The organism is Enterococcus dispar ATCC 51266 (genome assembly GCF_000406945.1).
Taxonomy (GTDB): Bacteria; Bacillota; Bacilli; order Lactobacillales; family Enterococcaceae; genus Enterococcus_C; species Enterococcus_C dispar.
The window spans coordinates 2117650-2143888 of sequence record NZ_KE136354.1 but is presented as its reverse complement, the minus strand read 5'-3'; the positions used below and the strand labels follow the sequence as shown (position 1 = coordinate 2143888).

Here is a 26239-nt window from a genome sequence, read left to right as displayed (position 1 = left end):
TGGAGGGGAAATAATGGAACATTTTGATGTAGCGATTTTAGGTGCCGGACCTGCTTGTTTGTCACTAGCGTATGATCTAAAAGCAGCAGGCAAAAGTGTCGCCGTAGTAGAAGAAAATTTATTTGGCGGCACCTGTCCCAATGCCGGTTGTGATCCAAAGAAAATTTTATTTTCAGCCGAACAAGCCCGTAGTCAAGTAGCACAATTAATTGGCAAAGGTTTTGCAAAAAACAGCGTACCGCAAGTGGTATGGTCAGATTTAATGGCTTATAAAAAAACGTATACAGATCCCGTTTCAAAAGAACAAATTGCCGGCTTTGACGCCAGTGGTATCAAACATTTTCACGGTCATGGGCAGCTGATTTCCGCTAATGAAATTGCTGTCACTGCCCGCCTGGAAAATACGGTGGATAACGACACCCAATCCATGGTAGAAAAAAAGCAGTGCTTTACAGCTGAGCAAATTGTGTTAGCCACAGGCCAGAGAGCCCGCTTATTAGACATTCCCGGGCAAGAGTATTTCTTAACGAGTACCGATTTTTTAGCACTGGAAAAATTACCAGCTAAAATGATTTTTCTTGGTGCCGGGTATATCAGCTTTGAATTGGCGGCAATTGCCAATGCCTGCGGCGCTGAAGTCACTATTTTACATCATAATGACACACCATTGCGGGGCTTTGATCAAGATTTAGCGCAGCATTTGGTACAAGAACTTACAAAAAGCGGCGTCACATTTGTCTTTAATGAAAATATCCAAAGTGTTACTAAAAATGACGGAGAGCTTTTGACGGTTACTACCGATAAAGCAAGCTATGAAACCAACAGCGTTGTCTGTGCTACCGGTCGCATTGCCAATGTTGAAAACTTAGGTCTAGAAGAACTCGGTATTGAAGCTAGCGGACGGGGCATTACAGTTGACGACCACCTAAAAACGAGTCAAAAAAATATTTATGCCATGGGTGATTGCATCGCAAAAAAAGAACCGAAAATGACCCCGGTAGCAAGTTTTGAAGGGCGGTATTTGAAGCAACTACTACTAGGGGAAACAACAGAAAAAATTAAGTATCCACAAGTACCTACTTCTGTTTTTACCTTACCAACATTAGCCCAGGTTGGCGTAAGCAGTAGCGAGGCTAAAAAAGATCCTGCTAGCTATAAAGTAGAATGGTTTGATATGAGCCAATGGTATAACTATTTTCGTACCAACGATCCCGTGGCCTTTGCTAAAATTATTTACAACAAAGACAGCGGCGAAATTGTCGGTGCAGCAACATTAAATCAAAAGGCCGATGAATGGATTAATATAATGACCTTGGTAATTAATTTAGGAGTTAAAAAAGAGCAGTTGCAAAACCTCATTATGGCGTATCCTTCTGTGGGAAGCGATTTACAGTATTACTATTAAAAAGTTAAAAAAAGCGTGCCGCAAAACTTGCGGCACGCTTTTTTCGATGGGCAAAAGAATTATAAAATTTACAGAAAAAATAAAGCGGATATACTTTTCTTTGATTTCAGTATCTAAACAAACTCTTGACGCCATTAAGCCAAAAATCGATCTTAATGTTTGCGAGCTGAAAGATTTCGTTCAATTTTTATTATTATTCATACAAATACTTTCACTTTAATTATTGTAAAAGCTATGTAGGGTAATTTTAGTTTAACAGGAGAAAATTGAGCGTGGAGACCTCTTTTTGTGAAAATTTCCGTTCTCTTATGCAAATATTCGTTATTTTATTTTTACCTATTTTTTTAATTTTTCAAAGTTGTTGCCCTTGTGGTAAAATAACAAAGTAGATAGTTTGAAAAAAATTAAAACTTTTCTGTCACAAAAACTTTGTGAAATTTGAAAGAAAAAATTTAGGGGGTTAAGCCATGTTTCAAATCGTAACGGATTCTTGTTGTGATATCCCGTTTCAATTTTTAGATGAAGCAGGCATCGCATTTTTACCAATGCTGGTAGAGATCAACGGCAAAGAATATCAAGATGATTTGGGGAAAACATTTGATATGGAGTTCTTTTACAAAGCGTTAAAAGACAAACAAATGCCAACAACTTCACAAATTAATGTGGGGCGTTATTTAGAATTTTTTGAACCCTATGCTAAAAAAGATATTCCTGTTATTTATCTATCTTTTTCTTCTGGTATGAGTGGCTCTTATTATAGTGCATTGCAAGCAGTGGAAGTCTTAAAAGAAGATTATCCCAATGCCAAAGTGGCTGTTGTGGATACATTGGCTGCTAGTTTGGGCCAAGGTTTATTGGTTTTAGGAGCAAAAAAACAACAAGATGCAGGCAAGAATTTTGAAGAAGTTATCGCTTGGGTCGATGAGCAAAAAATGTTATTGCAATCTTGGGTAACGGTAGATGATTTGAAACATTTAGAGCGCGGTGGGCGGATTTCGAAATCGGAAGCGACTTTAGGTGGTTTATTGAAGGTCAAGCCAATTATTCATGTCGACAAAAATGGGAAATTGCAAAATGTAGATAAAGTGCGGGGACGCAATAAATCCTTACAAAAAATTATTGATGAAACATTAGCCCATTTGACTTCACGGGAAGATCAAATTGTTTATATTGCCTATTCCGGTGATGTTGCGGCAGCAGAAACCGTCTTAGCGGGAATTGTAGAAGAAGTTGCAATAGAAGATATTGCATGTTTACCCCTCGGTCCGACTATTTCAGCTCATACCGGTTTGGGTTGTGTAGCGATTTTCACTTTTGGTAAAAATCGTAACGAAGAAGCATAATGAATAAAACTTTAGCCTGTTAAAAAAGGCTAGAGTTTTTTTGTAATTTTAACTCGTTTGGCAAACTTGCCACAGCGAAAATAAATTATGGTGGGGTATTCAGCTAATTGATTAGAATTACCCCGTACAGATTTATGATGAGTGGAGGTAGATTAATGAAATTTTATCGCAATTATGGCTGGCTTCTCTTAATTTTATTTGTTCTTTGTGATGGGGGGATGCCCTATGTTTTAGGAACATTATGGGATGGATTTAGTCAGACCAAGCAGGTTGTCAGTGACTTGGGAAGTGTGACAAGTCCGGTTAAAACCTATTTCGAACATGGGTCAATCATGACGGGAAGCTTGTTATTAATCGCATTACCACCTGTGCAATATTATTTTTTCAATGCAGGTGAAATTTTCCAAGAGAAACGCAAAGAAATTAATTTGCTGCTTTTTAGTATTACTGCTTTTGCAATTGGTGACTGTATTTTTACTGGTGTTTTTTCCATTAATCATACAACGAGTGGTTTGACTTTGGACACGATTATCCACGGCTTAGGTTCAGGAGCTGGAATTTTCGGGATGCTTGTTGCGCCGTGGCTGATGGCGCGCATTTTTGCCAAATCAAAACCAAAGATTGCCCAAATTTGTTGGTTCATTTTTTATGGTGCACTCCTTACTTCGGCAGCTAACGGCTTAGCACAACTCTTTGCTTTTACTTATAAAGGTGTAGTACAGCGGATTTCTTTAGCTTTTTTATATTTACCTTTAATTATATTGGCAGTTAGTATCCGACAAAAAAGAAAAAAATAGCCCCACAAATTACACGATAGTCGTGTTACAATTTAACACAAGATTTTGAACTAGAATGGTTGTTACCCAGAAGACACCAAAGGAGAGAATTTATGCATAAAGAGGTGCTAAAACGACTGATTGACACAGCTGCTGGCCGCAAACCGGCAGATCTTGTTTTAAAAAATGCGCAAGTCATTGACGTTTATCAAGCTGAAATTATCCAAGGCGATATTGCGCTTGTAGATGGTTTGATTGCAGGTGTAGGAGAATACGAAGGTAAAAAGAGTATTGATTTAAAAGGAAAATTTGTGGCGCCGGGTTTTATTGATGCGCACATTCATGTCGAATCGGCTTATGTGACCCCAGAAGAATTTGGTCGACTTTTAGTTCCCCACGGCACCACAACCGTACTTGCTGACCCCCATGAAATTGTAAATGTGTTAGGGCTGACAGGCTTAGATTATATGATTGCAGCGGCAAAAGAAACGGCCTTAGATATCCGCTACACGATGCCTTCTTGTGTGCCAGCGACTGACATGGAAAATTCCGGTGCCGTCGTTACTGCTGAAGATATGGTGCCTGCATTTGAAAGGCAACAGGTAGCTGGTCTGGCCGAATTTATGAACTTTCCTGGTATCATAGCAGCAAAAGAGGATGTCTTAGATAAACTCTTACTAGCCAAACACTATGGCCTGCAAATTGATGGACATGCGCCAATGGTTTCAGGTAAAGCGCTCAATGCTTATGTGGCCGCCGGGATAAAAAATGATCATGAGTGTTCCACAGTGGCAGAATTAAAAGCGCGGATTGCCCGTGGTATGTACGTATTATTACGGGAAGGGACTGTCACGCAAAATCTACGCACACTTTTAAAAGGTGTCACGGACAACAATTACCAACGCTGTGTATTAGTTGCTGATGATTTACAGGCAAAAGATATTCTGACTAAAGGACATTTGGATAATAGTATTCGCATTTGTATCGAAGAAGGAATTGCACCAATTCGCGCCATTCAAATGGCAACGATTAATGCGGCCAAATGTTGCCAGCTAACTGATCGGGGCGCAATTGCACCAGGGCTGCGGGGCGATTTGGTTGTCTTCTCTGATTTAGCGGCACCAGAAATTGAAGCCACTTATATTGCCGGACAATTAGTCGCTAGGAAGAATGTCTATTTGCCTGAAGTAAAACGGATGTCTACCACCGCCGTTCAGTCCAGTGTTCATATTGAGGCGTTTGCTAAAGACCAATTAAAACTAAAATTGACGAGTGATAAAGCCCGTGCCATTGAAGTCATTCCCCAAGAAGCGTTGACAAACGAAGCCATCATTACAATCAAACGAGATGAAAATGACGAATTTATCTATGAGCCAACACAAGATGTAATCAAAATTGCCGTCGTGGAACGTCATCGAAATACGGGGAATGTTTTTGTCGGACTTTTGAAAGATTATGGGTTGAAAAAAGGCGCAATTGGCATTTCGATTGCCCATGATTCCCATAATTTAATTATAGCCGGAACAAACGATGCCGATATGACAGTAGCGATAAACGCACTTAAAGACCAGGAAGGTGGCGTCGTTTTAGTCGATGAAGGCCAAGTAATTGGTAGTATGGCGCTCCCGATTGCCGGTTTAATGAGTGAACTAACCGGTGAAGAAGTAGCGCAACAAGAAGAAGCCCTTAATCAATTAGCTCATGAAAAATTAGGTATCTCAGCAAAAGTAGATCCGATTATGACTTTAAGTTTTATGTCTTTAGCGGTGATTCCTAATTTGAAAATTACGGATCTGGGCTTAGTCGATGTCACTAAATTTGAAATTGTGCCGGTTTCAGTAGCAGACTAATTATTTGATTTAGTTATAATTACGATGAATAAAAGATTTACGCTGAATGCAAAAATTAGAAATATCAGAAAAAGGCAGGCAATAAAATGCGAAATCAAAAAGTAAAAAGCTATTTAAAGTCTTCAGCTTTTTTTATAGATAGTTGTGTGTTCATCGTCTTATTATTCACGCTCAAACCTTGGCTTAATGGGAGTCATCAGTTCTTACGTATACTTGTAGTTTTTGGAGTTCCCATACTACTTGTTCACGTTTCCTTTAAACAAAAAAATAAAAACGTCTTTTTTCAGTCAGTAACCGTAGAAATTACGGAAACTTGCTGAAGAAAGATGTTTTTTGTTGTGTACTTCAATTTGCGATAATTTGGTTCTTGGTGGGTAATTGATTTAATTTATTTCACTTTTCTTACCAGCGAATTTAACAAGTTAAAAAAACTTCTCAATACCCATATCGGATTTCCCCAAGAGCAAATAATTTTTTTAAATGCACAGAGGCTTCAGGAGAAATTGTAATTTTATTTTTTGTCATACAATTGGATACCGCAATGCTCATGCGGCTTAAGATATATGGGACGGCGGTTACACCTTCGTTAATTTCTTGGGCGTAATCAAAAAGTAGTTGCCGTAATTCATTGGTCTTGGTTTCTGCAGGAATCAAACCTAAAATTATCGAAATTTCACTTAAGGCGACTTCTGCGCGTTCGGTACCGCCACTAAACCATTTTATCTCTTTCATTTCTTTTCACTCCCTTTTTCACAGCCTACACGCTTCCGCTTTACTTTGCAATGACATTTGTTGTTTAAAACAAAACACTTCCTCCTTTTTGTTATTATTCATTTGTAGAAATGGTATTTGTTGTTTAATAGCAACGGTTTAAATGAATGCATGCTCATTTGAATTATAATTCATGTTATTTTTATATTGACAGGAAGAAAAAGACTTGCTATTGTTTATGGAGTAAATCGTAATTATTTCGTTTTGTTCGTTTTAAGCTGGTATGCAATTTGTTCGAAGAGAAAGGATAAGATTAATGAAAAAAATTGGGATTGGATTAGCAACTCTAGTAGCTTTAGGATTGTTGAGTGCTTGTGGCACAAGTGCGCATTCCACTGAAAATAAAAAGGATAAGTTAGAAATTGTCACCACATTTTATCCGATGTATGATTTTACTAAAAATATTGTCGGGGATGAAGCCAATGTCACGGTAATGATTCCTGCCGGTTCTGAACCCCATGACTACGAACCTTCCGCAAAGGATATGGCGGCTGTTCACGATGCAGACGTTTTTGTTTATCACAATGAAAATATGGAAACGTGGGTACCAAAAGCACAGAAGAGTTTTGCAAAAGAGAAACCCCATGTCGTGGCAGGCACCAAAAATATGGTTCTTTTACCTGGGGGCGATGAAGAACATGATCACGATCATAGTGAAGAAGATCATCATCACGAGTTAGATCCCCACACGTGGGTCTCACCTTATCGTGCCATTCAAGAAGTGACATCTATTAAAGAACAGTTACAAAAACTTTATCCCAAAAAAGCAAAAGCCTTTGAAACCAATGCCGCTAAGTATTTAACAGAATTAAAGAAGTTGGATCAAACATACAGTGAAAGTCTACACAATGCCAAACAAAAAAGTTTTGTTACCCAGCACGCGGCTTTTGGTTATTTAGCATTAGATTACGGCTTAAATCAAGTTGCGATTTCGGGACTTTCACCAGAACAGGAACCTTCTGCCAGCCGTTTAGGGGAATTGAAAGAATATGTGAAAGATAACGGCATCCACTATATTTATTTTGAAGAAAATACCAGCGATAAAATCGCTAAAACACTGGCTAATGAAGCAGATGTGAAGATGGCGGTTTTAAATCCATTGGAAAGTTTAACCAAAGAACAAATTGCGAACGGAGAAAGTTATCTTTCTGTCATGAAGGAAAACTTGCAAGCTTTGGAAAAAACAACAGAGGTGGCGGGAAAAGAAGTCAAACCAGAAGCTGCTGCCACAGAAGAAAAGACAGTTGCGAACGGTTATTTTGCTAATAGTGCAGTCAAAGAGCGACAATTAAGTGATTTTACTGGTAAATGGCAGTCGGTCTATCCATTACTAACAGAAGGTGCGTTGGATCAAGTCTTTGATTACAAAGCCAAGCTAAATCAAGATATGTCTGCAGCCCAATACAAAGAATATTATACGACTGGTTACAAAACCGATGTGGAAAAAATTGATATTACCGCTAATACGATGGATTTTGTAGTGAATGGTCAACATCATAAATATGAATACGTTGCAAAAGGTTACCAGATTTTAACCTATGATAAAGGCAATCGAGGGGTACGCTTTTTATTTGAAGCAAAAGAAGATGCCGGCCGTTTCCAATATGTACAATTTAGCGATCACAATATTGCACCGACTAAAACGGCTCATTTTCATATTTATTTTGGAGGCGAAAGTCAGAATACTTTACTAGAAGAAATGCACAACTGGCCGACTTATTATCCCGCTAATTTATCAGATCATGCCATTGCCCAAGAGATGATGGCCCATTAAAAAAGTAGCGGTAACAAAAGTTGTGGCACGAAGAAATAAAGCGCATAATGTATTGAAAAATAGGATTTAGACGTTAAAAGAAGCTATGACAATTTTTGTCATAGCTTCTTTTTGACTATGGGATAAACTTACCGGTGTCCGATAACTCAAAATTAAGCGAAAATTTCTGCCATCCGGTTTTTGACATCGGGATTTTCTAAAAATTCATCATACGTTGTTTCAGCCCGATCCACAACCCCTTTATCTGAAATCGCAATGATGCGATTTGCCAAAGTTTGAATAAATTGATGGTCGTGAGAAGCAAAGAGTAATGAACCAGTGAAAGCCATTAAGCCATCATTTAAAGCTGTGATTGATTCCAAGTCCAAGTGGTTGGTTGGATCATCTAGTACCAGGACATTAGATTTTGAAAGCATTAATTTTGAAAGCATGCAACGAACTTTTTCTCCCCCGGATAAAACATTGACGGGTTTTAACACTTCGTCGCCAGAAAACAACATCCGACCTAAGAAACTACGTAGGAAAGTATTGTCGTCTTCTTCTTTTGAAGCATATTGGCGTAACCAATCCAAAATTGTTAAGTTGCTGGCAAATTCACTGCTACTATCTTTTGGTAAATAAGATTGGGTGGTTGTTACACCCCAACGGACAGAACCTGTATCCGGCGTAATTTCCCCCATAATAACTTTAAATAACGTAGTGGTAACTATATCGTTGTTGGCAACAAACGCCACTTTATCATCTTTATTTAACGTAAAGCTGATATTGTCTAAAATTTTCTTACCATCAATCGTCACACTGACATTATCTACTTGTAATAAGTCATTACCAATTTCGCGTTCCGGTTTAAAACCAACAAAAGGATAGCGGCGGCTAGATGGTTTAATATCATCCAATGTGATTTTTTCCAACATTTTCTTTCTTGAAGTTGCTTGTTTAGATTTTGAAGCGTTCGCTGAAAAGCGGGCAATAAAGTCTTGTAACTCTTTGATTTGTTCTTCTTTTTTCGCATTTTGTTGGGATTGTAGTTTTGTTGCCAATTGGCTTGACTCCAACCAGAAATCGTAATTCCCAACATACAGTTGAATTTTGCCAAAGTCCAAATCAGCCATGTGGGTGCAGACTTTGTTTAAAAAGTGGCGGTCATGGGAAACGACGATAACTGTATTTTCAAAGTTAATTAAAAATTCTTCTAACCAGTTGATCGATTGAATATCTAAGCCGTTGGTAGGTTCGTCTAGTAAAAGTACATCCGGTTTTCCAAATAAAGCTTGAGCAAGCAATACTTTCACTTTTTGACCAGCCGTTAATTCTTTCATTTGCAGATGGTGCAATTCATCCGGGATATTTAAACCTTGTAATAGGACTGCGGCTTCTGGTTCAGCTTCCCAACCATTTAACTCGGCAAATTCACCTTCTAATTCGGCAGCTTTAATGCCGTCTTCGTCGCTGAAATCTTCTTTCATGTAAATCGCATCTTTTTCTTTCATCACATCATACAAACGTTTATGTCCCATAATCACTGTTTCAATGACAGTAACTTCTTCAAAATCAAAGTGATTTTGCTTTAATACCGCCATCCGTTCATCCGGACCTAAAGAAACATTTCCGGTTGAGGGCTGCAATTCACCCGATAAGACTTTTAAAAAAGTTGATTTTCCGGCACCGTTTGCTCCAATTAAGCCGTAGCAATTTCCCGGTGTAAATTTAATATTCACATCATCAAAAAGTTTACGGTCTGAAAAATGTAAACTTACGTCACTTACTGTAATCATAAAAAATAATCCTCCTTGATTTACTTACCACTAACTCTCACAATGTGCTTCACAAAAATGAGTCTTGTGAAAAAGTGAGACGCGATAAAATTTTTTTGCAAAAGCAGGGACTAAAATAAATTCTCAAAGCTGCCAAACTAAAATTCGGCGGGCAAAAAAAGATGCGGCCACATAACTTCTACTTTTTGCACACAAAAGGAACACAAAATAAAGAAGGGGTCGCGTTTTTTCAATTTTTCCTACTATATATATTAAAAATATATGCAATCTTATAGCATTATATAGGCCTCTGTGCGAAGTTGCAACCTTATCTGGACATTTCATGCAAAATCAAAGATTTTGTTAGGAAATAAGGAGGATAAATGGACAAAAGGAATTCTAGTCAACTAAATTTCTTATTAATTGGAATAAATGAATATTATCAGCAAACTACTCAAAAAAAAGCGTAACTTTTGACCAAAATTTACCATGAGGGTACCATTGAGTGTAGATGAAAATGAATGCAGGGGATGATTTATCCGAATGAAAAAATGCATGAGATTTTCGAAAAATTATAAGAAGGTGGTTTATCATGGAAAAAAGAGGTTTTGACTGGGGTTCGCTGATTTTAGGAATTTTATTTGTGATTGTAGCCCTGATGTCTTTCCAAGATCCAGTTGGGAATTTAGTCGCAATTGTGATTGTCTTTGGTGTATTTGCAATTTTAAAAGGAATTTTTGAAATTTTCTTGCGCAATCGTTTTAAAGATTTGACGGGGTATAAGGCAAAAATGCCGCTGGTTGTGGGGATTTTAGATATTATTATCGGGATTTTCTTACTTTGGAATATGAATGCGAGTGTTTTGGCATTGCCATTTGTCTTTGCGATTTGGTTTATCGTGGACTCCATTTTTGGTCTGTTTAATTTGGATTTGGCCCGTCAACACAGCAATGGTTATTTCTGGTTCTCATTAATTATTGATATATTGGGAATCATTGTTGGATTTATGCTGTTATTTAATCCAATTTCTTCAGCCTTAACGCTAAGTTTCTTAGTCGGTTTTTATTTCATGATGTGGGGGATTACCCAAATCGTGTATGCTTTCCGCAAATAATTAGGTGCACCTAAGTAAATAGTCGCCCTCTTGTTCTTTTTATGCTACAGTTAAATAAAAAGAGCAGGAGGTTTTTTTGTGCTGGATTGGATTTTACTGTTGCAGCCGTGGCAACAGGCGCTGACGGGGACGGCTTTTACTTATTTGATGACAGCCCTTGGTGCAGCATTAGTTTTTTTCTTTAAGGAAATTAAAAAAGATGTGTTAAATTTAATGCTTGGCTTTGCGTCAGGGGTCATGATTGCGGCAAGTTTTTGGTCGTTGTTAGATCCTGCTATTGCTCGCGCAGAAGAAAATGGTTCGCAATTTCCGTGGCTAGTAGTGGCGATTGGCTTTGGGGCAGGTGGATTATTTTTATATTTGGCGGATAAAACGATCCCCCATATGCACTTTGGCCCGGACCATGAACAAGAAGGGCTGCCAACGCATTTGAAACGGACCATTCTATTGGTATTTTCGATTACGTTACACAATATTCCAGAAGGACTTGCAGTAGGGGTTGCTTTTGGTGCGGCAGCTAGCGCAGATAATCCAACCGCAGCAGTATTAGCTGCTATTTCGGTGGCTTTAGGAATCGGTATTCAAAATTTTCCAGAAGGTGCGGCTGTTTCCATTCCCTTACGCCAAGAAGGATTAAGTCGGACAAAAGCCTTTGTGTACGGACAAGCTTCCGGAATTGTCGAACCGATTGCCGGTGTTATCGGCGCAATTCTAGTTTCACGCATGACCGCAATTTTACCTTATGCGTTAGCTTTTGCTGCCGGTGCGATGATTTATGTTGTGGTGGAAGAATTAATTCCAGAGGCCCAGCAAGAAAGTTCGAGCCATCGTCATTTTGCTGTTTTTGGTACGATGCTGGGCTTTATGATTATGATGATTTTAGACGTGGCATTAGGTTAATGTGGCGGTAGAGAAAAAAGGGGAATGAACGCGTTGCGCTCTCAAGTAATAAGACGGAATGTTGATAAATTGCGCTTTAATTTCTCCAACTTTTGAACTTTTGCCGAAGAGTTGCTATATGTGTTAGACAGCAAGAAACGTGGGATATCAAACTTATTCTTTGTGAAAAAATAGAATTTTTCTAACTAAAAAAAGCCAGACGTACTGATAGATTAGTAAAAACTAACACTATCAGCTGCGTCTGGTATTTTTGGCTAGAGAATTAATAGTAACGACGATTGTTGCGTTTTGTTGAAGCGCCGGTTAACCAACGTACAAGTACGATTGCGATTAATAGGGGAATCCCAAAGCGAAAGACGAACGCGATTAAGGAACCTGCAATTCCCAACACTAAATTCAAAATGATCCCTGCGACAAAAAGAAACCCAATAAACATCAAGATGCGCATTAACATTGAATTATTTTCCATGATAACTCCTCCATTTATTTAAAAGCCAACGACTGCTGCCAAAAGGAACAGTATATGCTCCTTTGTTCCTGTTTTAAAAGTAGCCTGCTTTTTCTATAAAACTATCATAACAAGAATAACGCCTGTTTTAATCAGCCCCAAGTCCGATATTTCTCTCCGCCTAGCGGTAGATTTTTTAAAGGAAGTGATAAAATCAGGTTCCCATTTTGTGATTAGCATCTTTTTTGCTATGCTTAAATTAATCAAAGGATGCTCTGTTTTAGCGTATGTGGGTAATAATTTAAAATCTGGACAGAAAGAAGGGAATTTCATGGAATTAAAAATGGGCAATGAAAATTTTCAGCGAGCTGCTAGTTGTTATGTTCGCATGGAGGTCTTTGTTTTGGAAAGGGGGATTCCTTTAGCAGAAGAATTTGATGCCCAGGATACGCCTGAACGGTTTTATGCTGTTATTTATGATGAGGATTTGCCAGTAGCTACCGGCCGGATTTTTATTGAAGATGAAAAAACAATTCGGCCAACGCGTATTGCTACGTTAAAAGAGTATCGCAAACAAAATTTAGGCGCGAAAATTATGACAGCAATTGAAAATTATGGCGTAGAAAATGGCTATGTTCAATCATTAGTCCATGCGGAACAAACGGCAGTAGGATTTTATCAAAAGCTTGGGTACACTATTTGCTCAGATATCTATTATGAAGATGGCGTTCCTTGTCAATCTTTGGAAAAAAGGCTCGTAAAATGATTGGCTAAAGGAGGGTGTGACAAAGGGATTGGCTTCAAGAAATAAGCGGAAATTTCCAAAAATTACTTCTCCAATTTTGGCAAAATTTTGGCGTATTTAAGAAGAAGTTGCTGCTAAAACACCGACTATTCCACAAAAGGTCGTGACAAATTTTTTGTCACGGCCTTTTGTGCAGACAGCTGCTATCTTTTTAGAAGTGGAACAGTTGAGCCACAGCCTTTTTTAGCGGGTAAAATATTTTGCTCCGAGATAAGCCGTAAATGGTAATGTGGCCACAGTCATAATTCCAGCTAAAAAACTCACTACAATTTCAGCCACAAAAGCTTTGGCATTGATTAATGTCTCAAAGGAGTAGTGCAAATCACTAAACCAAAAGATGAGGGCCAAATTATTTGCCACAAAAGCAAAAAAGAGGGTATGAATACTCGAGACTAAAATTTCTTGAACTACCTTCATACTGGAGTAAAAAAGGTCTTTGGTGTTTAAAACTTGTCCTTTGTACCGCAGTTCATATAGCCCGCTAGCCACGGCTATACTGGCATCAATCACAGCGCCTGCCATACTCAGAATAATTAAAATCGTTGTGAGCATCTGAAAAGGTACATCAACTGAAAAATTCATCGTCGCCAATTCGTCAATTTCTTCAGGTGTAAAACCTGCAATCGCAATTATTCTTGTCAAAAAAGGGACAAAGAAAAGCGTTAAAAGAAAAGTCATTATTGCGCAGAAAAAAGCGAGTTTTGTTTTTTCGTTATAGCCATTGGTATAAAATAAAATAATACTTGTGAGTACCAGGAGTACCACTAAAAAACCGGAGCTACGGCAAAATTATGACTGATGAAATAAATGGCTGCTAAAAAAAGCACCAATGTCATAAAAAGCCCGGTAATGAAATAAAAAGCAGGTTTGCCTAAAATAATGAAACTTAAAAGGCAAAGAATGAAAAAAAGGAAGATCAAAACATTCATGCCTGTTTCCTCCTTTCTAAAATAACGCATAAAAGACTAGCGGGAATCGAAAGTAAAATGGTAAAGGCGCCACAAAAAGCTCGCAATAACTCCAATGATAAATGTAATTGCAAGGTTGCAACAAAGGGCCAGCCGTTTTTTAAATAGAAAATCAGCATTGGAATTGCCCCACTTAAATAGGCAAGTAATAACACATTCATCATGGAAGAAGTTACATCTTGGGCAATGCGGCGACCAGAGTGCAACAATTCTTTTTGCGTGATAGTAGGCTGTTGATAGACGAGTTCTTTTAAAGAAGACACTAGTGTCACCACCATATCGACGGCCGCACCAATACCGCCAATTAGCAAACTGCCATAAAAAACCCCCAAATAAGGCCGGGTTAGAAATTGCATTTCTTCAAAACGAATGCCGTTATTTTCAAATGCTTTTAGCGCTGCCAGACAAATTAAAAAGCCGCCTAATACGATAGCGCCAGTCGTTAAAATTAGATCAATCCGAAAAGATTTTATACCATAGTTGGCTAAAAAAGTGATGATAATAGAGCCGGCACCATAAATCAACATTAACCCAAGCGTTGGGAGTGCAGACCAAACGGCAGCTAGTTTTAGCAACGCAAAAAGAAGTGCTAAATTTAATGCGAGCCCCCAAAGTGCCATAGCGCCGCTTTTTCCGCCAAGCAATAATACGAATCCCAAAAAGATAAAAATAATAGAAAAAACCACGCCATCTTGTTTTTCAGTGATGATTTCTTCTTTGGTAGGATTAAGCAAAAGTTGCTGTCCTTCCTTAAAGGAAATTGTCAGGGCGGCTACACTATGCGCATCCGTTTTAAGGGTGACAGCTTCTTGCTGGTGATTTACTAATTTGCCCGCAATTGTAATTTGATCTGCTTGTTTTTGGACTTTTTCGACTGTTAAAATGGGCGTTTGATACAAAATACCACTATAGCGCTGCACGACAAAGCCCAGCAGGATAGCGCCCATCACGAGTAGAAATAGAGAAATGTTTTTTTTCTTCACAAAAATGTACCTCATTCTTTTAAACTGTTATTAAAAATATACACCTCGTTTTGGGAGGTTACAAATGTGGTCATTATCATTTGATGAGAAGTTTGAATTATGCAGAACTTATTATTAGTTATTTTATAAATGATTTTAACGATATTGTGATAAATTTAACAAAATTAAAAAACACACACCATTTTTAGCTTGCATAATCTGAAACCGCATACTATACTGATTACGAACTTTTCAAGAAAGTAGGGAAATGGAATGTTTTTCAATAAAAAGAAAAAAAACGAAACAATTTACAACCCAATTAACGGGACTTTAAAAGAATTGGCACAAGTAAGTGATCCGGTTTTTTCAGAAAAAATGATGGGAGATGGCTTTGCTGTAATTCCCAAAGAAGGTGTCCTTTATTCACCTGTCAACGGCACAGTATCAAGTGTTTTTCCCACTAAACATGCAGTAGGTATTACGACTAAAACGGGCTTAGATGTTTTAATTCACATTGGGATTGATACAGTAGAATTAAATGGAGCGCCTTTTGAAATTTTTGTAAAAGAAGGCGATGCCGTCACTCCTGAAACGCAATTAGCCACCATCAATTTACCCCTTTTAGCGGAAAAGGAAAAAGAAAGTGATGTTATGATTATCTTTACCAACATGGATGCAATTAAATCAATTGATTTAAAAATAACAGGAGACTCGTTGCACGCAACAGAATTGGGCACGGTGGTTACAAAATAAAAATACCAATATAGTTATAAAAATAATGTTGACACCGTTTTCAAAATCTGTTAAATTGAGCATGCAGCAAAGAAAGGGACCATCATGAAAGTTATTAAAGTGCTAAATAATAGTGCGGCAATCGTCTCAGACGGCGATCATGAAGCAATCGTGATTGGCAATGGCCTTTCTTTTGGCAAAAAAAGCGGTGATGAAATTGACGCAATCAAAGTTGAACGTAAGTTTGTTGCCAATACCAACCAAATCGATGAAAAATTTCAAAAACTTTTTGAAAAAATTAGTTATGAAGAGTCGACATTGGCGTTTGAAATTATTGAACACTTCAAAGCAAACTTGGATTATCCGCTAAATGACTTGATTTATCTGTCTTTAGCCGACCATATCAGCTTTGCCATTGAACGAGCCAAAACAGGGGTTTATCTTCCCAATGCGGTGCTCCATGAAGTTCAGATGTTTTATCCGGCGGAATATCGCTTAGGCGAGTGGGCGGTTTTACTTTTGAATGAAAGAGCAGAGGTTAATTTACAAGCAGATGAAGCAGGTTTCATTGCCTTACACATCATTAATGCCCGTTGGCGTGGAGAAGACACACACTCTGAGCAGGATTTTAATAAGATTATCAACGACTTGATTGCGATTTTAAACGAAACTTTTCAACGAGATTTCAAGCAAGATAGCATTAATTATCATCGCTTGGTGACGCATCTGAAGTATTTTCTTTTGCGAGAATTTGGAATGCAGCAACAAGTAAGGGTAGATGATTTCGGCTACTTTGACCAAGTAATTCAAGATTTTCCGCAAGCTTATGCTGGTGCAAAAAAAATTGCCATCTACTTAGAGACATTTTTTGGCCATCAGGTACCAAAAGAAGAAAAGGTCTTTTTGACCATTCATATTAATCGTATTCTTCAAAACTAGAGTGTTACTATTCGGTAGGCAAGATCTAGTCAGAAGGGTTTCTAAAACGCAGTGACGACTGCTGTCTTTAGGCTACCTTCTGACTAGGTCTTTTTATATTTTTTAATTTTTAAAGCGTTTACTTATAACTTGTTGCATGCCATTTTATAAGGGAAGCTTTAGCCGTTAAAAACTTGGTATTACCAAAAAATTGAAAAAGTGCAACCACAAAAGAAAGTGCAAAAAGATGGAGAAAATTGCCACAGGCGTCATCTTTTTGGCTAGCTTAAATTAGGAGGAAAGAAAATGAGCAACGCAGCGACAATATCACGATCACTACGGACAAAAGTTTTGAGCTTTTTGCAAGAATTAGGAAAAACCTTTATGTTTCCTGTTTCAACTTTGGCATTTATGGGGATTTTAGTTGGATTAGGGAGTTCAGTAACTTCAGAAGCGATGATTGAAAAGTTACCATTTTTAGGCAATGATATTATTCAATTTATTTTTAGTTTTATGAACACAGTTGGTGGCTTTGGTTTTACTTATTTACCGGTAATGTTTGCGATGGCAATTCCATTTGGTATGTGTAAACGCAACAAAGGGGTAGGGGCAATCGCTGCTTTTGCCGGTTATGTAGCAATGAATTTATCGATTAATTTCTTACTCAATTATCGTGGAGAACTAGCCGATGCTGAAAATATGAAAATTGCTGGCCAAAACATGGTTTTAGGAATTCAAAGTATTGAGATGGGGGTTTTAGGCGGAATTATCGTGGGCTTGATCGTCTATGTTTTACAAGAAAAATTCCAAGATATTCGCTTACCAGATGCTTTTTCATTCTTTGGCGGGATTCGTTTTATTCCAATTATTAGTGTGTTGGTTTTAGGCTTAGTCGGTTTGATCGTACCTTTTACTTGGCCGGTATTACAATCTGGTATTGAAGCTTTAGGCAATGGTATTCAAGGTGCGGGGATTTTTGGACCATTTTTATATGGATTAGGCGTTTTATTATTGAAACCGTTTGGGATGCACCATATCTTACTGGCGTTGGTTCGTTTTACTGAAGCTGGCGGTACACAAGTTGTAGACGGCAAACCAATTTCTGGCGCTTTAAATATTTTTTATGCCGAATTAAATGCCGGCGCGCCAATTTCACATCAAGCGACTGCCTTTTTATCACAAGGTTTCATGCCTACCTTCATGTTTGGTTTACCAGCGATTTGTTTAGCTATTTACTTAACTGCTTATAAGAAAAACCGTCCCGGTATCAAAGGGATTTTAATTTCTGCAGTCTTGGTAGCAGTGGTGACAGGTATTTCAGAACCGACTGAGTTCTTGTTCTTATTCTTAGCACCAAGTTTATACTTATTCCACTCTGTAATGTCTGGCGCAGCCTTAATGGTGATGAGCTTGATCGGAGTTAATATCGGTAATACCGATGGTGGGATTTTGGACTGGTTGATTTTTGGTATTATGCAGGGAAATGAAACAAAATGGTACTTGTTGATTCCTGTTGGGATTGTCTGGTTTGCAGCTTATTTCTTTGTTTTCCGTTGGTATATTTTAAAACACAATTTGGAAACACCAGGACGGGAAGAAGAAGACGAATTGGCATTAGCTGATGGCGTTACTGCTAAACCCAAAACATTCACAAAAGGCAATGGCATTTATGATCCAGGGATTATTTTAGAAGCGCTAGGTGGAACGAGCAATATTACCAGCTTAGACAATTGCGTGACGCGTTTACGTTTACAATTAAAAGACAAGAGCTTAATGGACAAAGCAACTTTGAAAAAAGCTGGAGCGTTAGCCATTGTAGAATTAGACGAACACAATGTTCAAGTCGTTATCGGCGCACAAGTACAAACCGTGAAAAACGGTATTGAAGAAATGATGGTGAGTCCGGCATGATGAAAGTGGACTATCAATTTGATCAAATGGCGGATCGAAGAATTGATCATGCCAGAAAATGGGATCAAAAAATTATTCAAAGCAAATATCCCGGTACACCAAAAGACTGTATTCCGATGTGGATTGCCGATATGGATTTTCCAGCAGCGCCGCCTATTAATGAAGCGTTTATGAAAATTGCACAAAATGGGGCATATGGCTATACGTATGCGTATGATGAATTTTATGAAGCGGTTATTCATTGGCATAAACGGCGTCACAATAATCAGGTAGAAAAAGATTGGATTACGTTATCATATGGGACTGTTTCAACTATTCATTATTTGTACCAAGCTTTTTGTCAGCCTAATGATTGTGTCATTATGAATACACCGGTCTATGATCCGTTTCGTTACGCTGCAGAACACAATGGGCTTAATGTTGTCGCCAATTCTCTTAAAATAGTGGCCGGACAATACGAAATTGATTATGAACTATTAGAAGAACAGTTACGAAAAAAACGGCCGCGGGTCTTTCTATTTTGCTCCCCCCACAATCCTTCGGGTCGGGTGTGGCAGCTAGCAGAAATTGAAAAAGTGGCGCAATTGTGTCAACAATACGGGACAATTTTTGTCTGTGATGAAGTCCATTCTGAAATTATCTTAAGTGGAAATTTTGTTTCGGCGCTGCAATTGCCTAAAAAATACCACGAGAATTTGATTGTATTGACTTCACCTAATAAAGGTTTTAATTTAGGCGGCTTAAAAACTTCCTATTCAATTATTCCCCATGAACCATTACGTCGGATTTTCCGCCACCGTTTGGAAATGAATTCAATTACTTCACCGAATCTATTTGGGGTAGTGGGAATTATTACTGCCTACAACGAGTGTGAAGATTGGCTCGATGCTATGACGGCGTATATTCGGGAAAACTATCGTTATACCCAAGAATTTATCGAAAAAAATCTGCCCCATTGGCAATTAATGGCCATGACAGCTTCTTATCTGCCGTGGATTGATATTTCAAAAACCGGTAAAACGGCTATGGAGATTGTCGAACCATTGGCAAAAATAGGCGGTGTGATTATTGAACCCGGCACCAATTATGCCAGCGACGGTGAAAACTTTGTTCGCTTGAATATTGGTACCCCTAAGCCGATTCTAGTCGAAGCTTTAAATCGAATTAAAAATTTTGTCGATCAAAACAAATAGCAAAAAAAGCTGTGTCCAATTATTGGCACAGCTTTTTTACGCGCTTTTTATCTAATTCTCTACCGGAATGTAAAAAAAATTGTTACAAATTAACAATATAATCCGGTTTTTTATTTTGTAAGATGGCTAAGGCATTGTTGGCCACAATAACAGCCATGGCATCTCTTGCTTCGACGGTTGCATTGCCAATGTGAGGGGTTAAAATCACTTGGGGCATTTGTTTTAAAGTATCGCTAACTTTTGGCTCAAATTCATAGACATCCAAAGCGGCGCCGGCAATTTTTTCTGTTTGTAAGGCAGTAATTAAATCCGCTTCTGATACAATTGGACCTCGAGAGGCATTGACTAAAAACGCGCCCGGCTTCATTTGCGCAAAGGCTGTTTGGTCAATTAAATGATACGTACCATTGGTTAAAGGTGTATGCAAACTAATAATATCTGCTTGGGCTAAAACTTCTGCTTGGGTTAAATAAGTTGCCCCTAAAGTTTCTTCTACTTCTTTTGGGAGCTGGTGGCGCTGGCTGTAAATGATTTTCATGCCAAAGGCTTTCAAGCGCGTCGCTACGCCTTGGCCGATTTGGCCCATTCCGATAATGCCCAATGTTTTATCTTTTAATTCATGACCTAAAAAGAACAGGGGCGCCCAACCGGAAAAACCAGTCGTGCGCATTAAGTGATCTCCTGCTACAATACGGCGACTTAATGAAATGATCAAGCCGGCAGTAAGTTCTGCGGTGGCATCAGTAGAAACAAATGGTGTGTTGGTAACGAAGATTCCTTTTTCTTTGGCGTAATCAGTGGCAATATTATTAAAGCCGGCGCCAAAGTTGGCAATTAATTTCAATTTTGGGGCCGCATCGATAATCGCTGCATCAACAGTTGTCGAAAGTGGGGTAATTAAAACTTCAACCTCTGGTACTTTTTGTTGTAATGTCGCTTGATCAATTACATCTTTTCCGGTGTACATTTCAAAGGTTACACCATTCTCTTTTAACAGTTGGACTCCTTTTTGGGGAATCTGGGCTGAAATATAAATTTGTGTCATATCCTTCCCTCCTATCTTTACTCTAATTGTAAAGTTCTCGCTAAAATAAGTCGAAAACTTTGAATTTTATGTTGGGAATTTATTGCTACACCCTTTTTTCCCGCAACTTGGTCTAATAAAGAAAAATATTAAAACGGTACCAATTTTTTGTGTTCAATTTCGCTAATGGGCGGTATAATAGAGCAAAATTACATAGGTTATGGATTGAAAATTTGTAAAAAGGGAGTAATAGAAATGAAAGCAATTATCACCAGTGAAGAATTTTATACCGAAGGCGGCTGCAATGCATGCCAACCTTTTACGATGGCGACATATGATTTAACTTTTGAAGATGGAACGACAACTTCATTAGAGGAACTCGATATTCCTTCCTTAATTATGGCGTTGGCCCAAAAAAATCAGTGGCGGCAATCCTATGAAGAAGATGATTTTGATGATATTCTCATTTACCAAAAAGAAACGACGAAGATTGCAGTAAAAGAGACACCCCGCCAAATTACTTTTGAAAAAGCGGGCACAAAACAAACTTTTGATAAGAAAGATTGTGACTTAACGGCTTTGTTTGCACGAGTAAATGAAATTGCAAAAGAACTTTTCCATTTAGAAAATACAGATTTTGAAGTCAAACCTTTGGAAAAGTAAGAAAAGCATTATGTAAGTGAAGCCAAGTTTATGACTTGTCAGTAATAGTTATTGGTAAAAAAACTAATAGAATAAAAAAACATGTTTGCCCCTCACAAGTGCAGGCGTGTTTTTTTTGTATGAAAATCAATTATATGATTTTCCTGAGGACTAAAAGCTTCATGTACGTGCTTTTTGCAAGAATACGCTAAAATCGCAAGAAATGTAAGCGCAGGTTATTAAAATTTCATCTTCTTACTTGAGAGCAGAAGGCGTCCGGCTAATTTTTTGCGTTATCAAAAATGAAGACAACAAAAAAGCATCTGCTGACTATTTTCGCAGATGCTTTTTAAGAATAACTGGAATCTTCCATGGGAGTTTACTCCTTACGCAGATTTTTGTAATTCTTGAACCGCTTGTTCAATCGTTACACCGGTAGCAAAGTGATTACTGTTGCGTTGGTCAAAAACGATAAACAAGTTCAACTTGGTGTCCAACGTTACCCGATAAGGTACGTTTGTTTTTGTGTTATAGAATGTCATATTCATTCTCCTTTCTTTGTTTTGCTGACGAAAGGCAACTAAGTCGATAACGAAATTCCACTGTTAGCATACAGCTATTTCAGAAAATTTTCAAATGTAACGCTTCTCGTCAAGTGTCTTTTATTCTTTAACGGCTTTAGTAGCCACATTTTTTTCAGGGTGCACTGAAATTATCGGCCGTTTTAAAACATTATCCTCCCTATAATAAGGGTATCAACAAATTAGGAGGACATGCTTATGAAATGGTATCAGTTACAGACAACGCAAGTTTTACAAAAATTAGTAAGCCAAACAGATGGCTTAAACAAAACACAACGACAAGAACGTTTAATGGAAAATGGTGAAAATAAAATTGCCGAAAAACAACAGGTGAAACCTTGGCGCAAATTTTTAAAGCATTTTACCGATTTATTAATGCTCGTTTTACTTTTTGCCGCTATTTTAAAATTTATGACCGGTGACTTGGTAGAAGGGGGTATTATCTTACTCGTGGTTGTGGTCAATGGCTTGGTTAGCTACTGGCAAGAACGAAAAGCCGAGGAATCACTGGATGGCTTAAAGCAGATGATGAGTCAAGAAGCAGTGATTTTAACGAATGGGCAAAAAGAAACAGTCCCAACAACCTCCATTGTTCCCGGGGATATTTTATATTTGAAAGCCGGGGACGTTGTGGCAGCAGATGTCCGCTTAGTGGAAGTTCACGATTTGGTGGTGGAAGAGGCAATTTTAACCGGTGAAGCCGAGGCGGTTGAAAAAAATACCACCGAAATTTTACAAGAAGCAATGGCCGGCGATCAAAAAAACATGGCTTTTTCCGGCACACTCGTACAAGCGGGTTCTGCTACAGGAGTTGTCGTTGCAACTGGGAGTGACACAGAGATTGGGAAAATTAATCAGGCACTGCAAACAGTAACGGAAACTACTACACCACTGGTACGTAAAATGCATCAGTTAAATAAGCAAATTTTTCGCGGTATTCTCGTTTTAATTCTCTTTTTAGTTTTCTTTACCACGTTCCGTTATGGTATGGAATTAAACTTACTGTTTTCTGCCATGATTGCCTTAATTGTTGCCATGATTCCAGAAGGTTTGCCGGCGGTTTTAACGATGATTTTATCCCTTGGGGTCAAAGAGATGGCGACAGAAAATGCCATCATCAAAAGTATGCCTTCTGTTGAAACATTAGGCTCGATGACAGTCATTTGCTCTGATAAAACCGGTACGTTAACGAAAAATGAAATGACAGTTGTGAATACCGCCACCGAAAATAAAGCCTTATTAATGGAAATTATGAATAACTGTCAAGATTTAAAATTGCAAGATAACGAAGATGTCACTACATTAAAGGGCAATCCGACCGAGTTGGCGCTCTTACATTATGTAGCAGAAGAAAAATTACCATTAAAAAAACAAATTGGTAAAATTCCCTTTAGTTCCAGTACGAAATATATGGCGACGATGCACAAGGAAGCCACTGGTAATAGTATTTTCATTAAAGGAGCACCGGAAGTTTTACTGGCAAAAGCTAAATTAAGTGCTGCTGAAATGCAGTCTTGGCAACAACGTGCTTCAAGCTTTGCCAAAAAAGGACAGCGCGTCTTAGCCTTTGCGGTTAAAAAGGTTGCCTCTGACACAGCACTTAGCCCAGAAATCTTAACGGATTTGGAATTTATCGGACTAGTTGGTATTATTGATCCACCCAAAGAAAGTGCAATTCAAGCGATAAAAGAAACCCAAGCAGCAGGAATTGCTGTGAAAATGATTACCGGAGATCACAAAGATACAGCCCAAGCGATTGGAAGCGAAATTGGTTTAAAGCATACCGCCCAAGTCTTAGAAGGAATTGAGATTGATCAATTAAGCGATGACGAGTTAGCGCAAGCGGTTAAAAAAGTAGATATTTTTGCCCGCACCACGCCTGCACACAAGTTAAGAATTGTCACGGCACTGCAAAATAATGGCGAAGTAGTCGGTATGACTGGTGATGGGGTGAACGATGCGCCGGCTTTGAAAAAAGCCGATATCGGAATTGCGATGGGGATAAAAGGCAGTGAAGTAACCAAACAAGCTGCTGATATGGTTTTAGCCGATGATAATTTCCACACGATTGCTAAAGCTGTCAAAGAAGGACGTCGAATTTTTGATAACTTAAAGAAAACTATCAACTTCTTCTTACCATCAGCATTAGCACAAGGTTTGATTGTAGTGATTGCGCTATTATTAAATCGTCCCTTGCCTCTAACACCGGTGCAGATTTTATGGGTCAACATGGTGACAACCATTACGCTTTCTTACGCTTTAGGGTTTGAAAAGGCTAGTAAAGATACGATGACGCGGCCACCACGACCAGTTAATGAAGGCATATTGTCAGGCTATAGCTTGTTTCGGATAGTCTATGTCTCGTTAATTACCGTATTGCCAGCTTACTTTATTGCATTACAATTTGAAGGAACGGCATTACAGCAAACAATTTTACTACAAACAATCGTGATGGCTCAAGCTGTTTATATGCTAAATTGTCGGGAACTATTAAAGCCGGCGTTAAATAAAGGGATGTTACAAAACAAAGCGTTGTTCATTTCATTAGGATTGCTGCTGCTACTGCAAACAATTGTGGTATTCACACCGATTGCACAAAATCTCATCGGCACAACAACCTTAAATATGATGCAACAACTTCTGGTCTTGGGACATGTAGCCATCTTGTTTGCAATCGTGGAAGCAGAAAAGTGGGTTACACGGCGCTTTTCTAAAAGAGTTTCTGCTCAAAAAGTAAACTAATTACAAATAAGTTTCAAACGTGAGCTCGGCTAATTGGCGGAGCTCATTTTTAGTTGGAAAAGTAGAAATATAAAAAATAGGCAAGTCACTTTGATCTAAAGGAAAATTTGAAACGATTAGATCTTTATGATTGGCTTTTAAGTGGGGCAAATCCGTAACTTCAATCGTCTTTAATGCAATGCGCTTGCCTAAGTAGTCTTTTAATTCTTGTTCTAAAAAAGCTTTCCAGGCGGGTTCACTTTGAAACAGAAAGTAAACAGTGCGTGTTTTTTGTTCCAGTGAAAAAAAGGCTTGCTGTTGCAATAACATAATCAAATGAAGCAAATAAACCGGCTTGTTTTCCTTAGTTTCAGCAAAATCTTGCTGTAATAATCGCAAGTTATCTTCTTGCAAGGTTGCAAAGGTGGCCTTTTGAGGGGGCGATTGTTGATAATCCGCTTCAAATTTATCCGCCAAATCGGGGGATTCATTATATTTCAAAAGTAAGAGCATTAAATTTTCTGCTAAATGGGTATCTGCTAAAGCCGGCAGTTGAAAATCTTGGCTCCATTGCAAGACAAACTGTTGGGTACGGACTGTTAAATCATGATAATTGTGGACAAATACCTGCTCTAACTGCGGGCCAAATTGATTATTGTAATTCCAGCTTTCTAAAAAACAGAAAAAAGCAAAAAATAATTCGTTTCCTTGTAAATATACTCCTTCTTTTTGATAAAGCGCCTTTAGATAAGGGGCGTATAATTGAAACAAAGCATCTTCTTTAAATGAAAATTCAGGCAGTAAACAGCGGGTTTTATTGCGGATGGTATTGATGAAAAACCAACAAACACCAAAAATCTCTTCTGTCTCCGCTTGGATTTGCGCTTTTTGAATTTGTTTTAAAAATTGAAAATAATGAACCTCATGAACCGCATAATCGCTAAAAAAGTAATTGTTATGGGTGAAAGGGACCAAGAGCCGATGATAAAAAATGCGGATATTGCTTTCTAATCCGACTATTTTGGCGTTAGTGGCAGTTAATTTAATTTGTAAATGATAATCCAGTAATTGGGTATTTATCTTTTTGGTATGACGCTTTAGTGTTTCAAAAGAAACACCAGTGGCGTTTAAAAATGGTTTAATGGCTAAATTTGGTTGAAACAGCAATGCTTTCATTAATTGTACGCTAAGAGAATGGGGCAAAAAAGCGTCCCATAAATCATTGGTTAAAGCATCTTTTTTTCTTAGTAGAGCAATACCGCTACTGTCGGTTTTGATTTGCCAATTTTTTGGCAACTGCTCTTTAATAATTTGTAAATCGGAAAAAACCGTTCGTTCCGTCGTTTGAATTTGGTGGGCCAGTTCTTTGGCGGTAATTTGTGGCTGGTGTAGCAATTGTTCTAATAAACGTATTTGACGATGTAAATCTTTTTCTGTGATAATTCTCTTTAGCAGCGTATACATTGTGATCCCCCCTTTAATTTTTAGCATACGGAGAAAAAAAGTTCCCGTCAAGCAACCCGTTATTTAGTGAGCTAATAGGAAAGGGCACCACTGGGAAAAGTGATAAATTAAAATAATGATCAAATTGTCACAAATTGAGAAATAACTGCCGTTTTTTTCATTAGAAGAAAAAAAGTTTAATGA

At 38.2% G+C, this 26239-nt stretch carries 23 protein-coding genes; 14 read left to right on the top strand and 9 right to left on the bottom strand.

Features of this window, described 5'->3' with window-relative positions; translation table 11 throughout:
- Positions 1 to 13 precede the first annotated feature (13 nt).
- The 4 genes from RK01_RS10115 (at position 14) to ade (ending at position 5374) form a co-directional block, all read left to right on the top strand.
- Positions 14 to 1405, top strand: coding sequence for a dihydrolipoyl dehydrogenase family protein (locus RK01_RS10115; protein ID WP_016173187.1), 1392 nt, complete (start codon positions 14 to 16; stop codon positions 1403 to 1405).
- 467 nt (positions 1406 to 1872) lie between these two features.
- The gene (locus tag RK01_RS10110; RefSeq protein ID WP_016173186.1) at positions 1873 to 2748 is read left to right on the top strand and encodes a DegV family protein; all 876 of its coding nucleotides are present in this window, start codon (positions 1873 to 1875) and stop codon (positions 2746 to 2748) included.
- Between the two features lie 155 nt (positions 2749 to 2903).
- On the top strand, positions 2904 to 3545 hold the full coding sequence (locus tag RK01_RS10105; protein ID WP_016173185.1) for a DUF998 domain-containing protein: 642 nt from the start codon (positions 2904 to 2906) through the stop codon (positions 3543 to 3545).
- A gap of 92 nt (positions 3546 to 3637) precedes the next feature.
- Positions 3638 to 5374 carry an adenine deaminase gene (gene ade, locus RK01_RS10100; protein ID WP_016173184.1) on the top strand — a complete coding sequence of 579 codons (1737 nt, stop codon included), beginning with the start codon at positions 3638 to 3640 and terminating at the stop codon, positions 5372 to 5374.
- A gap of 435 nt (positions 5375 to 5809) precedes the next feature.
- Here ade and RK01_RS10095 read toward each other — a convergent pair whose 3' ends face one another.
- Positions 5810 to 6106, bottom strand: coding sequence for a bacteriocin immunity family protein (locus RK01_RS10095; protein ID WP_016173183.1), 297 nt, complete (start codon positions 6104 to 6106; stop codon positions 5810 to 5812).
- A gap of 295 nt (positions 6107 to 6401) precedes the next feature.
- Between RK01_RS10095 and RK01_RS10090 the strand changes: the two genes are divergently transcribed.
- Positions 6402 to 7919, top strand: a complete 1518-nt coding sequence (locus RK01_RS10090) for a zinc ABC transporter substrate-binding protein AdcA (RefSeq protein WP_016173182.1) — start codon at positions 6402 to 6404, stop codon at positions 7917 to 7919.
- Positions 7920 to 8071: 152 nt separating this feature from the next.
- Here RK01_RS10090 and RK01_RS10085 read toward each other — a convergent pair whose 3' ends face one another.
- On the bottom strand, positions 8072 to 9694 hold the full coding sequence (locus RK01_RS10085) for an ABC-F family ATP-binding cassette domain-containing protein (RefSeq protein WP_016173181.1): 1623 nt from the start codon (positions 9692 to 9694) through the stop codon (positions 8072 to 8074).
- 571 nt (positions 9695 to 10265) lie between these two features.
- Here RK01_RS10085 and RK01_RS10080 point away from each other — a divergent pair.
- Both RK01_RS10080 and RK01_RS10075 read left to right on the top strand, forming a co-directional pair.
- Positions 10266 to 10787: an HdeD family acid-resistance protein gene (locus RK01_RS10080; protein ID WP_016173180.1), complete on the top strand. Its 522-nt coding sequence runs from the start codon at positions 10266 to 10268 to the stop codon at positions 10785 to 10787.
- Between the two features lie 78 nt (positions 10788 to 10865).
- Positions 10866 to 11687, top strand: coding sequence for a ZIP family metal transporter (locus tag RK01_RS10075; RefSeq protein ID WP_016173179.1), 822 nt, complete (start codon positions 10866 to 10868; stop codon positions 11685 to 11687).
- 262 nt (positions 11688 to 11949) lie between these two features.
- Here RK01_RS10075 and RK01_RS10070 read toward each other — a convergent pair whose 3' ends face one another.
- Positions 11950 to 12156: a hypothetical protein gene (locus RK01_RS10070; protein ID WP_016173178.1), complete on the bottom strand. Its 207-nt coding sequence runs from the start codon at positions 12154 to 12156 to the stop codon at positions 11950 to 11952.
- A 310-nt stretch (positions 12157 to 12466) separates the two neighbouring features.
- On the opposite strand from RK01_RS10070, the gene RK01_RS10065 reads away from it, so the two are divergent.
- Complete coding sequence (locus RK01_RS10065; RefSeq protein WP_016173177.1) at positions 12467 to 12901, top strand: GNAT family N-acetyltransferase; 435 nt, start codon at positions 12467 to 12469, stop codon at positions 12899 to 12901.
- Between the two features lie 222 nt (positions 12902 to 13123).
- On the opposite strand, the gene RK01_RS10060 is transcribed toward RK01_RS10065, so the two are convergent.
- From RK01_RS10060 to RK01_RS10055, 3 genes are read right to left on the bottom strand one after another with little or no spacing between them, the layout of a single operon-like run.
- Positions 13124 to 13705, bottom strand: coding sequence for a YibE/F family protein (locus RK01_RS10060; RefSeq protein ID WP_016173176.1), 582 nt, complete (start codon positions 13703 to 13705; stop codon positions 13124 to 13126).
- Positions 13705 to 13869, bottom strand: a complete 165-nt coding sequence (locus RK01_RS13770) for a hypothetical protein (RefSeq protein ID WP_016173175.1) — start codon at positions 13867 to 13869, stop codon at positions 13705 to 13707. Before RK01_RS13770 ends, RK01_RS10060 begins: the two co-directional genes overlap by 1 nt.
- Positions 13866 to 14891, bottom strand: a complete 1026-nt coding sequence (locus RK01_RS10055) for a YibE/F family protein (RefSeq protein WP_016173174.1) — start codon at positions 14889 to 14891, stop codon at positions 13866 to 13868. Before RK01_RS10055 ends, RK01_RS13770 begins: the two co-directional genes overlap by 4 nt.
- A gap of 252 nt (positions 14892 to 15143) precedes the next feature.
- Here RK01_RS10055 and RK01_RS10050 point away from each other — a divergent pair, with 252 nt between their 5' ends.
- The 4 genes from RK01_RS10050 to RK01_RS10035 all read left to right on the top strand — a co-directional run bounded on the left by RK01_RS10050 (position 15144) and on the right by RK01_RS10035 (position 19624).
- A complete protein-coding gene (locus tag RK01_RS10050) occupies positions 15144 to 15623 on the top strand; it encodes a PTS sugar transporter subunit IIA (RefSeq protein WP_016173173.1) in 480 nt (159 codons plus the stop codon).
- An 84-nt stretch (positions 15624 to 15707) separates the two neighbouring features.
- The gene (locus RK01_RS10045; RefSeq protein WP_016173172.1) at positions 15708 to 16541 is read left to right on the top strand and encodes a PRD domain-containing protein; all 834 of its coding nucleotides are present in this window, start codon (positions 15708 to 15710) and stop codon (positions 16539 to 16541) included.
- Positions 16542 to 16826: 285 nt separating this feature from the next.
- A complete protein-coding gene (gene malX, locus RK01_RS10040) occupies positions 16827 to 18431 on the top strand; it encodes a maltose/glucose-specific PTS transporter subunit IIBC (protein ID WP_016173171.1) in 1605 nt (534 codons plus the stop codon).
- Positions 18428 to 19624 (top strand): MalY/PatB family protein, encoded by a 1197-nt coding sequence (locus tag RK01_RS10035; protein ID WP_016173170.1) that lies wholly within the window; start codon positions 18428 to 18430, stop codon positions 19622 to 19624. Before malX ends, RK01_RS10035 begins: the two co-directional genes overlap by 4 nt.
- An 82-nt stretch (positions 19625 to 19706) precedes the next feature.
- Here the strand turns inward: RK01_RS10035 and RK01_RS10030 are convergent, their stop codons facing one another.
- Positions 19707 to 20669 carry a 2-hydroxyacid dehydrogenase family protein gene (locus tag RK01_RS10030; protein ID WP_016173169.1) on the bottom strand — a complete coding sequence of 321 codons (963 nt, stop codon included), beginning with the start codon at positions 20667 to 20669 and terminating at the stop codon, positions 19707 to 19709.
- Positions 20670 to 20903: 234 nt separating this feature from the next.
- Between RK01_RS10030 and RK01_RS10025 the strand changes: the two genes are divergently transcribed.
- Positions 20904 to 21311 carry a DUF4809 family protein gene (locus tag RK01_RS10025; protein WP_016173168.1) on the top strand — a complete coding sequence of 136 codons (408 nt, stop codon included), beginning with the start codon at positions 20904 to 20906 and terminating at the stop codon, positions 21309 to 21311.
- A gap of 365 nt (positions 21312 to 21676) precedes the next feature.
- On the opposite strand, the gene RK01_RS13765 is transcribed toward RK01_RS10025, so the two are convergent.
- Positions 21677 to 21832, bottom strand: coding sequence for a hypothetical protein (locus tag RK01_RS13765; protein WP_016173167.1), 156 nt, complete (start codon positions 21830 to 21832; stop codon positions 21677 to 21679).
- A 237-nt stretch (positions 21833 to 22069) separates the two neighbouring features.
- Between RK01_RS13765 and RK01_RS10020 the strand changes: the two genes are divergently transcribed.
- Positions 22070 to 24613 (top strand): HAD-IC family P-type ATPase, encoded by a 2544-nt coding sequence (locus RK01_RS10020; RefSeq protein WP_016173166.1) that lies wholly within the window; start codon positions 22070 to 22072, stop codon positions 24611 to 24613.
- Here RK01_RS10020 and RK01_RS10015 read toward each other — a convergent pair whose 3' ends face one another.
- Positions 24614 to 26056 carry a global transcriptional activator MafR gene (locus tag RK01_RS10015; RefSeq protein ID WP_016173165.1) on the bottom strand — a complete coding sequence of 481 codons (1443 nt, stop codon included), beginning with the start codon at positions 26054 to 26056 and terminating at the stop codon, positions 24614 to 24616. It lies immediately after the preceding gene.
- Positions 26057 to 26239: the final 183 nt, after the last annotated feature.

Coding starts and splice junctions, on each gene's coding strand:
- RK01_RS10080 (WP_016173180.1), top strand. CDS start 10,266: ATGGAAAAAAGAGGTTTTGACTGGGGTTCGCTGATTTTAGGAATTTTA.
- RK01_RS10025 (WP_016173168.1), top strand. CDS start 20,904: ATGAAAGCAATTATCACCAGTGAAGAATTTTATACCGAAGGCGGCTGC.
- RK01_RS10035 (WP_016173170.1), top strand. CDS start 18,428: ATGATGAAAGTGGACTATCAATTTGATCAAATGGCGGATCGAAGAATT.
- RK01_RS10095 (WP_016173183.1), bottom strand. CDS start 6,106: ATGAAAGAGATAAAATGGTTTAGTGGCGGTACCGAACGCGCAGAAGTC.
- RK01_RS10110 (WP_016173186.1), top strand. CDS start 1,873: ATGTTTCAAATCGTAACGGATTCTTGTTGTGATATCCCGTTTCAATTT.
- ade (WP_016173184.1), top strand. CDS start 3,638: ATGCATAAAGAGGTGCTAAAACGACTGATTGACACAGCTGCTGGCCGC.
- RK01_RS10065 (WP_016173177.1), top strand. CDS start 12,467: ATGGAATTAAAAATGGGCAATGAAAATTTTCAGCGAGCTGCTAGTTGT.
- RK01_RS10020 (WP_016173166.1), top strand. CDS start 22,070: ATGAAATGGTATCAGTTACAGACAACGCAAGTTTTACAAAAATTAGTA.
- malX (WP_016173171.1), top strand. CDS start 16,827: ATGAGCAACGCAGCGACAATATCACGATCACTACGGACAAAAGTTTTG.
- RK01_RS10090 (WP_016173182.1), top strand. CDS start 6,402: ATGAAAAAAATTGGGATTGGATTAGCAACTCTAGTAGCTTTAGGATTG.
- RK01_RS10085 (WP_016173181.1), bottom strand. CDS start 9,694: ATGATTACAGTAAGTGACGTAAGTTTACATTTTTCAGACCGTAAACTT.
- RK01_RS10050 (WP_016173173.1), top strand. CDS start 15,144: ATGTTTTTCAATAAAAAGAAAAAAAACGAAACAATTTACAACCCAATT.
- RK01_RS10045 (WP_016173172.1), top strand. CDS start 15,708: ATGAAAGTTATTAAAGTGCTAAATAATAGTGCGGCAATCGTCTCAGAC.
- RK01_RS10030 (WP_016173169.1), bottom strand. CDS start 20,669: ATGACACAAATTTATATTTCAGCCCAGATTCCCCAAAAAGGAGTCCAA.
- RK01_RS10015 (WP_016173165.1), bottom strand. CDS start 26,056: ATGTATACGCTGCTAAAGAGAATTATCACAGAAAAAGATTTACATCGT.
- RK01_RS10105 (WP_016173185.1), top strand. CDS start 2,904: ATGAAATTTTATCGCAATTATGGCTGGCTTCTCTTAATTTTATTTGTT.
- RK01_RS13770 (WP_016173175.1), bottom strand. CDS start 13,869: ATGAATGTTTTGATCTTCCTTTTTTTCATTCTTTGCCTTTTAAGTTTC.
- RK01_RS10115 (WP_016173187.1), top strand. CDS start 14: ATGGAACATTTTGATGTAGCGATTTTAGGTGCCGGACCTGCTTGTTTG.
- RK01_RS13765 (WP_016173167.1), bottom strand. CDS start 21,832: ATGACATTCTATAACACAAAAACAAACGTACCTTATCGGGTAACGTTG.
- RK01_RS10070 (WP_016173178.1), bottom strand. CDS start 12,156: ATGGAAAATAATTCAATGTTAATGCGCATCTTGATGTTTATTGGGTTT.